The sequence below is a fragment of the Parafrankia elaeagni genome (genome assembly GCF_000374165.1).
Classification (GTDB): domain Bacteria; phylum Actinomycetota; class Actinomycetes; order Frankiales; family Frankiaceae; genus Parafrankia; species Parafrankia elaeagni.
This window is the reverse complement of record NZ_KB893786.1, coordinates 1-12,714: the sequence shown is the minus strand read 5'-3', so window position 1 is coordinate 12,714 and position 12,714 is coordinate 1. Positions and strand designations below refer to the sequence as shown.

The window sequence follows — 12,714 nt, the reverse complement described above, 5'->3', positions numbered from 1 at the left end:
GGCCTGTCTCTCCAGAAGCTGGAGGCCACCTCCGACGGCAGGTGGACGACGGCGGCGGTCGGCTCCTACGAACGCGGCGACCGCATGATCAGCATCGAGAACCTCGGCCAGTTGGCCGCGTTCTACGACGTACCCATCCACGCCTTCCTGCCCGACGGACGTCCCGACCCGCTCCCGCCGCGCACCACCCGGGTCGTGCTCAACCTGCCCGCACTGGCCCGTGTCCAGACCGAGGACGCAGGCCCGCTGCGCCGCTGGGTCGCCGCGATCCAGCGCGAACGCGGCGACTACGCCGGGCGGGTCCTCTCGATCCGCCACGACGACCTGCGCGCTCTCGCCACCCTCTACACCCTCGACCACACCCAGCTCCTCGACATGCTCCGGCGCTGGGAGGCGCTTGACCCGACGAGCGACGTCGCGGACCCCTTCGACACCGTCTGATCCACCCCGAGGCACTTCACCCCGTTACCTTGCCCGCCCACCCCGCCGCGTACGGGACCACTCTTCTCAGGCACCAAGACCCAACACGGCTCCCCTCTCCCATGGCCTGTGGTCCCCGAGCTCTCGGGGGACGCAGGCTCGACCAGCCGGTGTGTCACCGCGCGGCCCGGCCCGCCGTCAGTTGGCCGCGATAGGAAGGACACGCACCATGAAGATGCTCGGCCGCAAGGCCTTCTCTATCCGCGGCGGTGCCGGGCAGTCCTGCTACTCGGAGACCGCGCACCAGGGACGCGCGGCTACGAGCGGCACGTCAAGCGCACCGAACGGCGCCAGACCACCCGGGAGATCACCCTGGATGGCGACAGATCAATACCCCGGCGGCGTCGCACAGTAGCGACAGCGGGCGTCCGCGAGGGCGGCTGGGCGCCGTCGCCTCGGTGCCGTCACCCGGTGGTGTCCGGTTTGACCATGGTGAGGTAGGCGGTGGGGGTTTCCAGGATGATGGGGCGTCGGCGGGCGGTCGAGCGCCACGCTTCGGCGTACTGGCGCCCGAAGGAGGCGCCTAGGACGCGGCCGATCGCCTGGTAGGCGGACTCGCCAGCCGGGCCACGGGCGTGCAGCGCGTCATCGGCCGCGGTCACCCCTATCAGGGGGACGGTCACCGTTTCTTCGGTGTACTCGATGTGGGTGAGGCCGGCGAGGCGGGCGTTTCCAACCGCGTGCGGCACGGTGAAGGCGTGGGCGGCTGGCCGTACGGCGGTGAGGACCCTTTCAGCCTGCGCCATTTCATGCGCGCTGAGCCCGTCGAGGGCGACGGGTCGGCGCTGGCCCAGCAGGATTTCGTGGACCGACAGCCGTCCCCCCGGTTTGAGGACCCGGGCGATGTCGATCAGCATGCGGCGGGGGTGCGAGAGCGGCGCGAGGACGCTGCGACCGATGACCGCGTCGACACTGGCATCCGGCAGTGGCAGGGGGCGTTCGGTGAGGTCCCAGACCGACCCCCACGTGTGGCCGTTCTCCGGAGTTGGTCGGATCCGGTGCAATGCCGGGGCAGTCGGGGTCAGCGTCGTGACGCTGCCTCCCGGGACGACGGCCCCGAGCGCGGCCGGCGTCAAGGCCGACGCCTGGCTCAGATCGACCAGGTCCTGCCCGGGACAGACCCGCGCACCCGCCAAGACGGTGGTCTCGACGGAGGACAGCCGGCGACGGGTGTCGGGATGATCCTGATGACGGCGCACGATCAGGAGATCCGCATCGGCATGGCCACCGGCGGAACGGCTGGAGGGGCGGGCGGACCGGCTGCTCCGTGCGGCTTTAGAGGGACGTGTGGAAGCCATGAATCACTCTCGGATGCGGGGGCGACGGATGGTCACCTTTCTGCCAGGCCCTCGTGGAGGACATGGCTCGCGTGCGGCGGCCATGTCCGGCGCTGTGCCTCTGCGACGGGCCGTGGGCAGGAAGGAAGTGGTGGCAGAGCCCAGCCAGGGCCTGCAGGCAGCGTCCGGTTCATACCGGCCGGTGATGTGAGCTGGGTGTCCCTGGTGGGAGGCGCACAGTCAGCCGTGAACGTGCGGGTTGGGCCGCCTCGGTGTCCCCGTGGTGGTCAGGCCCGGTATCTGGATGGCGAGGTCAGTAGGTGATCGTCAGATAGTCATCGCCCTTGGTGATCGGTCTGGTGTGGGTGGTGGTGTCGGGTGATCCGCGGTGCAGCGTGATCGTGGGTGCTGCGGTGCGGTCGGTGTCCCAGGCGTGGATCGCGTCGATGATCCGGTCGGTGAGCCGGTGGCGCCTGGGGCCGTGTCCGACGGCGCCCAGGACGTGGGAGTAGCCGTCCGGCTCGCGGGTGCGGGTGAGATAGGCCAGGGAGTCCGCGTCGACCAGAGCCGGGCTACCCAGCGGAATCGCGGGTGTGCAGAGCTGCGAGGTGACGGCAGGAGGCTGGGCGGTGATGCGGCAGCAGCCTTCCTCGGTCGCGGCGAGACGTAGCCAGATGCCGTCCACCGGGGTGCTGTGCAGTGACGTAACGCCGGAGGTCGCGACAGTCCGGTCGCGGTGGAGGATTCCGTGGAGATCGGCGCTGGTGATTGGCTGGTCGTGGTCCCAGGCCAGGGAGACGAGGTCGTCCTGGTACAGGGGTGCGGTCTGCTCGCCTTGATAGCCGATCATGGGTGTGAGGTCGGTGGGTTCGAGGGTGTCGGAGACCATGCGGTCGCCCCGGTGGGCGAATCCGATGCTGTAGCTCGCGCCGCGCACCCGTAGGGGGACGACGAGACGGCCGCGGGGGGCGAGCTGGTCCCACCAGGCCCCGGGGATGTCCCAGGCGCCAGCGGCGACGATCCGGTCGTAGGGCGCGCCGTCGGAGTGGCCATGGCGGCCATCGCCGGTGATCGCGGCGATCGCGCCGTGGCCGGTCGCGGTGAGGGTCTCACGGGCCGCCGCGGTGACGTCGGGATCGATGTCGATGGTGGTGACCTGTCCGGCCTCGCCGGTGAGGTGGGCGAGGAGCGCGGCGGTGTAGCCGGTCCCGGTGCCGATCTCGAGAATGCTCTGGCCGGGAAGCACGAGCAGCTGTTCGAGCATCATCGCGACGGTCCCCGGCCGTGACATCCACCTCAGCACCGGTCCGTCGGCGGCGTGCCTGGTGGTGATGTCCTGCTCGGAGTAAGCCACTCGCGGGGGCGTGTCGGGAAGGAAAAGGTGGCGGGGCACGGCCGCCATCGCTTCCGTCACGGCACCGGTGAGAATCTTCCCGGACCGGGTGAGCCGGCGGACCATCGCCGCGTGGAGGTCATCGGGGGAACTGGCGCGTGTAGGCAGGCTCACGGGGACGATCTCTTTCGGTGATGGTCGCCGCTGGCATGTCAGACAGCGGGCGTCGTGGTCGCGGGATGGGGTGGGTCCAGGACGAAGCGATGCCCTTCCTGGCTCGGCCGGCTCCGGGAGGAGTCGACGGCGGAGGGCAGGGACGAGGTGCAACGTGACGCGGTGGGTGACCGCGCACCTGCGCCGCGGTGAGCGCCGGGTCGGTGTGGAGTTGCGCGGCGGCGCTTCGCGGTAGCGGCTGGCCGACGGCCGCCGGGCATGGGTCGGTCGGGCGAACGAGAGCGGATGGCCGAGGGCGACCCAGCCGCTGCCTCGGGTAACTGCCACCATCCGACGAGAGGCGAAGGTGGGCCGCACGGCCGTAGCTGCAATGCTCGGCCCGGTGGACGCTCCGCACAGCTGCTAGCCGGTGGACGTCCTAGGCACGGGCTGGTCACGGTTTGCGGGCGAGGACAGCCCAGACCGACACCTGCTCGTCCCGCAGGCCGAGATCCAGATCAGTGTCGGGGCGCCATCGATGTGCCGCAACTATCCCGGGCTCGACCAGTTCCAATTGCTCCACGAACTTGGCCACCTCGGCACGGCTACGCGGCTGCGCGGCGATACCCCGGTCCCGGTAGGTCTCGGCGAGGAGACCGATGCTCTCCTCGGCGAAGTCGGCGGTCATCTGTGAGAGGGCCAAGTAACTGCCCGAGGGCAGCTCGTCCAGCAGGCGGCCCACCACACCGAGCGGGTCGGCCTCGTCGGGCACGAAATGCAACACCGCGATCAGCGTCAACGCCACCGGTCGAGACAGGTCTAACGTCTGCCGGACCTCATCCGAGGTGATGATTCGCTCCGGGTCCAGCAGGTCGCAGTCCAGATACGCGGTGCGCCCCTGAGGTGAGCTGGGCAGCAGCGCGCGGGCATGCGCCAGGACAAGCGGATCGTTGTCCACATACACCACGGCCGTCTCCGGCACGAGGGCCTGGGAGACCTCGTGCAGGTTTGGAGACGTCGGGATACCCGTCCCCACGTCCAGGAACTGGTCAATCCCCGCATCCCTGGCCAGGTACCGTACAACCCGGTGTAGGAACCGCCGGTTCGCCCGCGCGGCCTCCGCTATATACGGAAAAACCGCCACCGCCGCCTCGGCGGCCTCCCGGTCCGCGGCAAAATTATCCTTCCCTTCCAGATAATAGTCGTACATCCGTGCGGAGTGGGGAACCGCGGATTGCAACTGGTTGCGTGGACGGATAGATGGGCAGTGATCCATGAAGAACCTCTGGCGAACCGCTAGTAGTCAATCGTTCATGCAGGCCGCATGGCAGACGGCGGCGTTCTTTCTCTAATCGATTGCGTAAATCTGTAGACGTGTATGGGATGATTGCCGTGGCCGGCGGTTATTTCTCGGTTTCCGTCGCCTGCGCGAAGAAGGCCACGAGACGGTCGCGGATGGCGACGGCGACTTCCTCCGGTGGGCGCTGGCTGCAATCGATGCGCAGGACGTCGAACCCAGCCTGAACCAGACGGTCGGTGGCCTGGCGGTAGAAGTGGGCCTCGGCGTGGCTGGAGCCCGCCGTGAGCTGGAAACGGTTGTGGGCACCCCGGTCGACGAGCCGGCGGGCGATGATAGCGGGATCGGCTTCGAGGATGATGCACAGGTCGGGCCGGTCGGCTTCGGCGTTAAGCGCCCAGAGGAAGGCCGGGTCGATGCCGTCGAAGCGCTGCATCACCAGACCTGAGGGGATGTACCGGTCGGAGATGACGGTCTTGCCGGTTTCGAGGTGGGGCCGGATCTCGGTGTCGAGGTGGTGGTAGCGGTCGGCGGCGTAGAGGCAGGCCAGGGCGTGGCCGGTCACGGTTTCGGTCAGGTCGCGGGCCAGCGCGCCGATGGGGCCGGTGGAGGGCTCCAGGGTGAGGTGGATGTCTTCGCCGCCTGCGACGAGCAGCTGCGCCAAATGGCCGACCAGGGTGGACTTCCCGGCTCCGCTGGGCCCGTCGACGCTGATGAACAGGCCGCGCTGGTGGTCAGAAAAGGGCCGCAGGCGGGGCATCGCCGTCTCCTGATGGTTGACCGCGGAGTTCGGCGAGGGTGAGGGGCCGACCCTGCGGGCTGGTGGCCAGCAGTGCGAACAGCCGGGCGGCGACGAGGGCATCGTAGGCGGCGCGGTGGGGACGCAGCTCTGGAGGCAGCCCTTCGGCCAAGTCGAAGGCTTCGACGAGCGCGCCGAGGCGGTAGCTGACGCGGTCCGGCCGTAGCCGGCGGGCCAGCCGCAGCGTGTCGAAGGCCTCGACCGGTTCCCAGCCGGGAAGCTTGCGGCGCAAGACGCCCAGGTCCACGGGAGCGTTGTGGGCCACGATGGCGACGCCCTCCAGCGCCGTGCGTACGTCCTTCTCGATATCGGCGAAGACGGGCGCGTCGGCGACCATCTCGTTGGTGATGCCGTGGATGCGGCGCGCGAAGCCGGTGATGGGCGTCTGCGGGCGTACCAGCCAGGTCACGGGCTTCCTGATGGCACCGGCGGTGATTGGTACGACGGCCAGCTCCACCAGGTCGGGTGGTCGCTGGCCGTTGCCCTCGAGGTCGACGACGGTGAAGTCGCGGCTGGTCCAGTCGGTCACGAGCTGCTCTCTTCCTGCTGCCACCCGATGTCGGCGCGACCGTGCCGTCCGATGTAGTGAGGATGCCGCAAGTCGTGTATCTGGAAGCGTAGGGCGTGCTGGAGGAAGTAGCGGGGCTGCTCGTGAGGAAGGCCATCGACGACCACCGCCCGGTCGTCGATGTCGAGGATTTCCAGTCCCTCGGTGTCCGGCACTCCGGCGGACAGGGCGGCTACCTGCTCCGCGGTCGGTGTGTGATGGGCCTGGCGGCAGCGCTTGATCTGTGCGAGCGGGCAGATGTCGCACAGCTCCCGGACGCCGTAGTGCCCGTTGTAGTCGGGTAGGTCGTGCACGTAGGAGACCGCGCAGGAGGTCTTGCGGAACACCGGACCGCGGCCGGCCACGGCTTCCAGGACCCGCTGCTCCAAGGTTTCCGGCACGATCTTGCGGCGGGCGGTGCCGCTGTACGGTTCCGGCAGGCCGGCCGCCTGGTAGTAGCCGGCGATCTGGTCTCGGTAGAACAGGCCGGTGAAGACGGTGGCGTCGGCGTGGCGGCTGAGGTCGGCGGCGCGGGCCAGGTGCTCGTCGGTGTCGTTGAGACCGGGGACCAGGGGACGCCAGTACAAGATCGTGCGGTAGCGCCGGGGCTGGATGCTGGTCGCCAGTTCCAGGGAGGCGGCGGCCACGGTCGAGGGGTACGGCTCGATGCGCTGGTCGTCGATACCGGAGTAGGTGAACAGCAGTGTCACCTTGAGGTGCTTCAGCCGGTTCAGCCGGGCGCAGTCCTCGGGTTTGACCCGGTGACGGGTGATGACGAGGACGTGGTTGGTCAGGCCCCGGCTGTCGAGATCCTCCAGCACGACGAAGGTGTGCGGCTTCACCGCGGGGAGGAAGGGTTCGGTGGCCCGGTTGAACAGCTGTACGGGCGTGACATCCGCCCGGAAGTACGGGTGGGCCACCAGAGATGCGACGGCTTCGGCGTCGGACATGACCGCTCGTGGCTGGCGCTGGTCCCACAGGCCGTAGGTGTGACGGATGCAGTAAGCGCAGTCCAGGGGGCAGCCCTGGATGTGGTTGAGGGAGAGCCCGCTCTTGCGGTACTCAACGACCTCGCGTGCGCGCGGCGAAAGCTGCTCGATCTGTCCGCTGCGCAACAGCGGAACGAGGGTGCTCATTCATGCCCTCCCATGCCCCGTTGGCCCGGGGCGGTGACCTGTCTGAGTCGGAGGGTAAGGAGCGATCGGGTGATTCTGCCAGAATGTTTCTTGATGTTTCTCGAACATCGAGGCGTCTGCGCGTCCCCGCGAAACTACGCGCCAGCCTCGCCCGCCTCAGCGGCTAGATCATCGATCACCCGGGTGATGATTGCTCGGGCGGCGCCGCCGTAGCTGGCGACGCCGGCCAGCTGCTCGAAGACACCGGCGTAGAACTGGATCTCCTGAGGCTGGGCCAGGTTGAGCTCGGCGGAGAAGGTCTCCACCGTCACCAGGTCCTGGTCGAGCAGCCAGAAGCCATGCGCCGGCGCGACGACGTACCGGGTGGCGAAGCCGATGACGCCCAGCCGGACGTTTCGCAGCGCCGACAGTGCCACCAGCCGGTCGAGCTGGGCCAGCATGACGTCGACCGCGCACAGCCGGTACCGCAACGCAGCCTCGGTGAGCACGAAATGAAAGCGTTTCTCCGCCCGATACAGCTGCTCCTGGCCCTGCATCCGGGCTCGGACCGCATCGTCCACACCGCCGGGCACCCGGAAGACGGTGACGGTCTCGGCGAAGCGGGCGCGGGCGTACTCGGCCGTCTGTAGCAGGCCAGGAATCACCGTGGGCTCGAAGACGCGAAACAGCCGGGTCTTCGCGTCGATGCCGGCGAGATCGTCCTGGTGTGATCGCAGGCCCGCAGACAGCAGTCGTCGCCACTCTGCGTGTTGCACTTCCAGGGTGTGCAGCGATGCCAGGAGGGCCTCGGTCTCGCCCTCCGTACCGGTCAGCTCCGTCCAGGTCCGGATGTCCTCGTCCGTGGGGGTCTGGCGGCCATTCTCCAGCTTGGAGATCTTGGATGGTGGCCAGGACGCGGCCTCCGCCAGGTGACGACCTGTCAGACCCGCTGACGTGCGGAGCTGGCGGAGACGCATCCCCAACACGCGGCGAGCTTCTTGGACGCTGGTGGAGCTACTTGATCTATTCGGCGGCAAAGTCATCCCGCCGGACGGCGCGGTGCCAGGCGGCGTCGCGCCAGTGACAGTGCTGCACCACCACGGCGGGATCGGTGATGACCTCAGCGCCCAGGAAGGTCATGTCGCTCTCGAAGTGCATACGGGCCAGCTTGCGGGAGTCGAACAGCCAGTAGTCGTAGCCAGGGAGGCCGACGGCCCGGTCGCGGGGCAGGTAGCGGATGTCTTCGCCCGCAGCGTTGGTGAACTGCGAGCAGTACACCCCGAACCGGCTGTAGTCGGTCAGCGGGAGACTCACGACCCGGACACGGGTGAACTGCCGCCCCTGCGCGGTGGCCTGGCGGATCATGGCGAGCCAGTCCCCGAACCAGCCGAGGTCGACCTCCTCGCCGCCTACGAACTGCCGGAGCGACTCCGCCTCATAGGGCTCAGCGTAGAACTCCTGGGCCTCCAGCCGGAAAGCCGTGTGCTCGAAGTCGAGGAAGAGCCGGTCGAACTGGGCATCGTTGATCAGATTCAGTGCTCCGCCTTCCCGTAGTCACCCTCAGCGAAGCGCAACAGCGCCTTGGGGACCTCGACGAAGGTCTCGCCCTCCAACACGTTCTGTAGATCGCTCAGAGCCTCCGGGTCGGTGACGGTCCAGCCCTGGATGACGTAGGTGTCCCGGTCGGTGGCGTACAAGGTAGGGCAGCGCCCCGCCTGGGAGTCAGTGCCGAGCAGGGTCAGCCGCATGGTCAACCTCCAAGAAAGTGCGCGCAACATTCTTGACCATCGTGGGCGGCGGGTCCCCACCAGGTCAAGCGAGGCAGCGTTCCGATCGGGAGAAGCGTGGTCGCGGCTCCCTCAGGTCGGCGTTGGTGGATCGGCCGGGGACGGCTACGTAACCTCGCCTGATCATCGCCCGCCCGTGGAGAGGCCCCGCGCAGTGTTCGGTCCCGTCACCACTGTCATGACGTTCGCAGACGACCCGGAGAATCCGCACGCTGCCGGCCGTCAGCCAACCGCGGAAAGATCAGATCCGTACACCACGTCCCTGGACTCCACTTCGGCATAGCCGGGTGACGTCGCCGTTTCGTTTCAGGGCCGCGGGCGCGGCGGGTGCCGATCTGCCGGGTGCGGGCCCCGCATGAGGTGGGTGTAGAGATCGACGCTGGCTCGGCTGGGCCGGGTCGTGATCTCTTCGAGGCGGGTGCGGAGCAGCTCGTAGACGCGGTGCAGGGCGGGCTGATCACCGCGGGCTGCGTGGATCCGCAGCAGCTGCTGGTAAAGGTCTTCGGCGTAGGGGTCGATCACCAGCGCGTCGTGGAGGACGGCGAGGGCCTGGTCGGTGTCGCCCCGTGCGGCGAGGTCTGTGGCGAGCCGGCGGGAGGCGTCGAGGAGCCGGTGGTGCACGGTGAGAACGTGGGAGTCGGCCCACTCCCAGGTGACCTGGTCGAGGAATCGGCGGGCGCCGGTGCGGGCGAGCGCTGTGGTGACGGCTGTGCAGCGGCGGACGGCGTCGGGTGTTGTCGCCGCGGTGGTGAGAGCGGCGCGGATCTGCCAGAGGTCGACGTCGATCAAGGTGTCGTCGAGCTTGTAGCCGTTCGTGGTGCGTTCGATGAACCAGGTTCTGGATTGACCTGTTGCGGTACGTAGCAGATCTCGGAGAGAGCCGATGACGGTGTAGATCAGATTCTTCGCGCGAGTCTCGTCTTCGGCGTCGGGAAGCAGATCAGCGATGATCGTTCCGGTGCGGGCGCCATCAGGATGCACAGCCAGGTAGGCCATCAGCTCCACCGCACGTGCCCGTAGGCCTTGCGACAGGGGGCTGCCCTGAACGACGAGCCGCGGGGGGCCAAACAGGTGCAGGTACACCGGCCGTTCTGCCGACGGCTCGTCGCGCGCTGGCTGCTCGGCGGGGACAGAGCCAGAGGCCAGCACTGGGCGTCGAGGCGGAGGGGCGGGGAGGGCCGGTGGCGGGGCAGGGGAGTAGGCGGTGAGCGGGTAGGTGATCTCGCTGTCCCGGCCTGTCCCGCCTTGGTCTGCTTCTGTGGGCGCGCCTGCGGGAACAGGGCGCGGCTGCAAAAGGGCCTTCGCGGCCGGCGCTGTGAGGGTCCTGAAGCGGTGCAGGGCGTCGCCGGCAGCGGTCACGGTGCCGTCCGCAGCCACCTCGATCACGCCCGGCCGGACATGATCGGCCACGAGGATCGCGCCCAGGCCGTAGGCGGCGCCGTGGGACAGCAACGCCGCCAGCGCCGGGCCGGCGGCCTGCGGCTCGGTCGTGAGCAGAACAATGCCGGGGAGCTGTTCTTCCGGGAGCGCGGCTCGCAGTTCCTGCACAGTCCGCGGTAGGGCCGCCCCGGCAGTGTTCGCGACGCAGGACGTGAGCCAGGAACGGTGCAGCACTTCCCCGGAGAGGTGTCGTAGCGCTGTGGCCAGGCTTGCGGTGATGATCAGATCGGGTCGCGGGTCGAGGCCAGCAAGATCGAGGGCGTCGAGGTCGGTCTGCGTGGTGACGACCCGGTAGAGGGGATGGTCGCCGTCGGCTGGTGCGAGGAGCGCGGCGGTGAGCAACGCGCGGGCGGCACCCTGAGCGCCCGGCCCGGCTAGGCGGACGCATTCCGTCCGCGACAGAGCCGTGGCAAGATCCCGGCTGCCGCGATCCGAACCGCTCATGACTGCAGCCGCGTCGGGCAGGTCTCGGCTCGCCTGCGCCTCGACGCGCGACGGGGCCTGCCCCCCGACCTGCGTCCGGGGAAAGGTGGGAAAGGGGAGCGGGGGCAAGCGTCCCGGCCGTGTCAACGTCGAGGCGGCCCGCGACGGGCTGGTCGGCGGGCGGGAGGGCAAGAACGGCGGCCGGCCCGCAGGCGGACCCCCCGGCAGGGTGGACTCACCGGCGCTGCCGGGGCTGGCCGGCGCTAGACGTGGCGCCCGCGGACGTGCTTGGGGAGCCCGCCACGGTCGTTCTCGCGTGGCGGGCGAAGCCGAGGCGGGCCGCTGTACGGGGACGGTGAAGACACTCAGGCTGGGGCGAGGGCCGTACCCGGCGATCAGACGTGCGGCCAGCGCCTGCACCGGACTCAAGCCCGGCACGGTGACGCTCGGCCGGTCCCCGGCCGCCAGCCCCACGCCGACGGCCAGCAGAAAGAATAACCAGAACACCCAGCCCATGAGGGCAGCGCCTGCCCGAGCGGTCGCGGCGCCGCCGTCGGGCAGAGCGATCGCCGCCGACCAGGGCCACCCCGCCAGCAGACCGCAGCAGGCTGGAACTCCGACCGCGAACAGGGCCGCTGTCCCCACCCGCCGCCGCATCTGTACCTCCGTGGCCGTGTTGTCACTCAAACACTGCCACGAGTCAAAGCGGACATCTAGTCCGACAATGACCGATCATCGCCGATGATCAACCCTGGTTTCGCAGAGCGAGGATCAGGAGTGGTAGCGCTCGCCATCAGATGATCGGCGAGGACCTTCATCCGATGTGGATGATCAACCGTCAGGCGGAGTGGAGACCCGTAGCGGGGATGCACGTCCAGGTAGGGGTACCGAACGTGTAGGGAGATACCCCAGGTGTACGGAAACGAATACCAGACGCCGTCCCGGTCCACCGTGCACTGGAACTGCGTCACATACAGCCGGCCAGCGCCCTGCGGGATCCAACCGTCCGTCAAGGACCCCGACCAGGCGGCCTGGACACCGCCCCCGCTGTGCTCCTCGGAGAGCGGCCGGGACCACACCCGGCACGGTATGGACTCGAACACCTGCTCGTCTCCCTGGCACCACCCCGGTGACCTTTCCACGGGTGACAGACGCTGCCCACTACCCAACGCGGCCGCGAGTTTCGCCCCCGCCTTCAGGCTCGCTGCCTCACCGCCATCTCCGAACCGCCCCATGCGCTGCCCTCCGGGAACCGAAAATGTCGCTGCACCGACTCATCGGCGCAACCAGGGAACCGCACATCACTATCCAGCTCATCCCCCACGCCGCTGGTGCACACGCGGGCATGCAGGGGGCGTTCATCATCCTCGACTTCCCGAACCCTGCCGACCCGACGTGTCCGCCGCCGGGAGCGTCGGAAGGGGCCGGCGCGTAATTAGGGTGGGCTGGTTCGGGTGCGGGCACAGACACCGAAGGTAACGGCCGTCTGTCCGGGCTGTGCGCGTCGGCGAGAGCGCCGCCGAGAAGATCGAATACGCGCAGCGAGCTGCTGGCAGGTCGACCGACCCAGCCCGGCCCAGGACGCGCGTCCTGGTGCTACGGCACTCCCGGTCTGGCCCGCGCCCAGCAGCTCGCCGCCATCGCCCTGGCTGACACCGCCCGGCACCAGCGGGCCGAGGAAGCCCTCGCCGCCTGCCTTACGAACCCCGCCCAGCTCGCCCGGTTCGTCGACCCGGCGATCTGCCATGGCTGGGCGGGCCTGGTCGCCACCGTGCGCTGCGCCGCCACCGATGCCCGCTTCTACCCGCTCGGCAGCCACCTTCCCGACCTGGTCGGTCAGCTCCTCCATAGCCTCGACACAGCGCACAGCACCGGCTGGCGACTCACCGGCCTCATCGACGGCGCGGCAGGGATCGCCGCAGTCCTGCACGCCATCGCGACCGATACCGGCGCCATCTGGGAGACCGCTCTCCTACTCGACCTTCCACCGGCTCAGCCGGCCCCACACCCGGCGGCCAGCGAGTGAGCACTCCCGCAATCAGGCCCGCCTGGTGCGGGTTGAC

General features: G+C 69.0%; 12 protein-coding genes and 1 pseudogene. 3 read left to right on the top strand and 10 right to left on the bottom strand.

Annotated elements, in window-relative coordinates:
- On the top strand, nucleotides 1–441 hold a 441-nt coding region (locus B207_RS36420), incomplete at its 5' end, for a transcriptional regulator (protein ID WP_018640478.1).
- Nucleotides 442–884: 443 nt separating this feature from the next.
- Here B207_RS36420 and B207_RS0130425 read toward each other — a convergent pair.
- The 10 genes from B207_RS0130425 to B207_RS0130380 form a co-directional block, all read right to left on the bottom strand.
- Nucleotides 885–1,778: a methyltransferase domain-containing protein gene (locus tag B207_RS0130425; protein ID WP_026311602.1), complete on the bottom strand. Its 894-nt coding sequence runs from the start codon at nucleotides 1,776–1,778 to the stop codon at nucleotides 885–887.
- A gap of 292 nt (nucleotides 1,779–2,070) precedes the next feature.
- Entirely contained in the window at nucleotides 2,071–3,264 is a 1,194-nt protein-coding gene (fxlM, locus tag B207_RS0130420; protein ID WP_026311601.1) for a methyltransferase, FxLD system, read from the bottom strand.
- 433 nt (nucleotides 3,265–3,697) lie between these two features.
- Nucleotides 3,698–4,519 (bottom strand): SAM-dependent methyltransferase, encoded by an 822-nt coding sequence (locus tag B207_RS0130415; protein ID WP_084692396.1) that lies wholly within the window; start codon nucleotides 4,517–4,519, stop codon nucleotides 3,698–3,700.
- 127 nt (nucleotides 4,520–4,646) lie between these two features.
- Nucleotides 4,647–5,300 carry a dTMP kinase gene (tmk, locus tag B207_RS0130410; protein ID WP_018640474.1) on the bottom strand — a complete coding sequence of 218 codons (654 nt, stop codon included), beginning with the start codon at nucleotides 5,298–5,300 and terminating at the stop codon, nucleotides 4,647–4,649.
- Complete coding sequence (locus B207_RS0130405; protein ID WP_018640473.1) at nucleotides 5,275–5,868, bottom strand: 3'-5' exonuclease; 594 nt, start codon at nucleotides 5,866–5,868, stop codon at nucleotides 5,275–5,277. The genes tmk and B207_RS0130405 overlap by 26 nt, the downstream gene beginning before the upstream one ends.
- Entirely contained in the window at nucleotides 5,865–7,022 is a 1,158-nt protein-coding gene (locus B207_RS0130400; protein WP_026311599.1) for a hypothetical protein, read from the bottom strand. The genes B207_RS0130405 and B207_RS0130400 overlap by 4 nt, the downstream gene beginning before the upstream one ends.
- A gap of 134 nt (nucleotides 7,023–7,156) precedes the next feature.
- A complete protein-coding gene (locus B207_RS0130395; RefSeq protein ID WP_018640471.1) occupies nucleotides 7,157–7,978 on the bottom strand; it encodes a helix-turn-helix domain-containing protein in 822 nt (273 codons plus the stop codon).
- 46 nt (nucleotides 7,979–8,024) lie between these two features.
- Nucleotides 8,025–8,528, bottom strand: coding sequence for a DUF6879 family protein (locus tag B207_RS36415; protein ID WP_326829406.1), 504 nt, complete (start codon nucleotides 8,526–8,528; stop codon nucleotides 8,025–8,027).
- Nucleotides 8,529–8,533: 5 nt separating this feature from the next.
- Complete coding sequence (locus B207_RS0130385; RefSeq protein ID WP_035743126.1) at nucleotides 8,534–8,749, bottom strand: hypothetical protein; 216 nt, start codon at nucleotides 8,747–8,749, stop codon at nucleotides 8,534–8,536.
- Nucleotides 8,750–9,094: 345 nt separating this feature from the next.
- A complete protein-coding gene (locus B207_RS0130380) occupies nucleotides 9,095–10,672 on the bottom strand; it encodes an AfsR/SARP family transcriptional regulator (protein WP_154675735.1) in 1,578 nt (525 codons plus the stop codon).
- Between the two features lie 1,243 nt (nucleotides 10,673–11,915).
- Between B207_RS0130380 and B207_RS42170 the strand changes: the two are divergent.
- Nucleotides 11,916–12,044 (top strand): annotated as a pseudogene (locus tag B207_RS42170) (Scr1 family TA system antitoxin-like transcriptional regulator); the annotation flags it as partial.
- Between the two features lie 93 nt (nucleotides 12,045–12,137).
- Complete coding sequence (locus B207_RS36410; protein ID WP_326829404.1) at nucleotides 12,138–12,677, top strand: lanthionine synthetase LanC family protein; 540 nt, start codon at nucleotides 12,138–12,140, stop codon at nucleotides 12,675–12,677.
- Nucleotides 12,678–12,714: the final 37 nt, after the last annotated feature.

Coding starts and splice junctions, on each gene's coding strand:
- B207_RS0130425 (WP_026311602.1), bottom strand. CDS start 1,778: ATGGCTTCCACACGTCCCTCTAAAGCCGCACGGAGCAGCCGGTCCGCC.
- B207_RS0130415 (WP_084692396.1), bottom strand. CDS start 4,519: ATGGATCACTGCCCATCTATCCGTCCACGCAACCAGTTGCAATCCGCG.
- tmk (WP_018640474.1), bottom strand. CDS start 5,300: ATGCCCCGCCTGCGGCCCTTTTCTGACCACCAGCGCGGCCTGTTCATC.
- B207_RS0130400 (WP_026311599.1), bottom strand. CDS start 7,022: ATGAGCACCCTCGTTCCGCTGTTGCGCAGCGGACAGATCGAGCAGCTT.
- B207_RS0130395 (WP_018640471.1), bottom strand. CDS start 7,978: ATGCGTCTCCGCCAGCTCCGCACGTCAGCGGGTCTGACAGGTCGTCAC.
- B207_RS0130385 (WP_035743126.1), bottom strand. CDS start 8,749: ATGCGGCTGACCCTGCTCGGCACTGACTCCCAGGCGGGGCGCTGCCCT.
- B207_RS0130380 (WP_154675735.1), bottom strand. CDS start 10,672: ATGAGCGGTTCGGATCGCGGCAGCCGGGATCTTGCCACGGCTCTGTCG.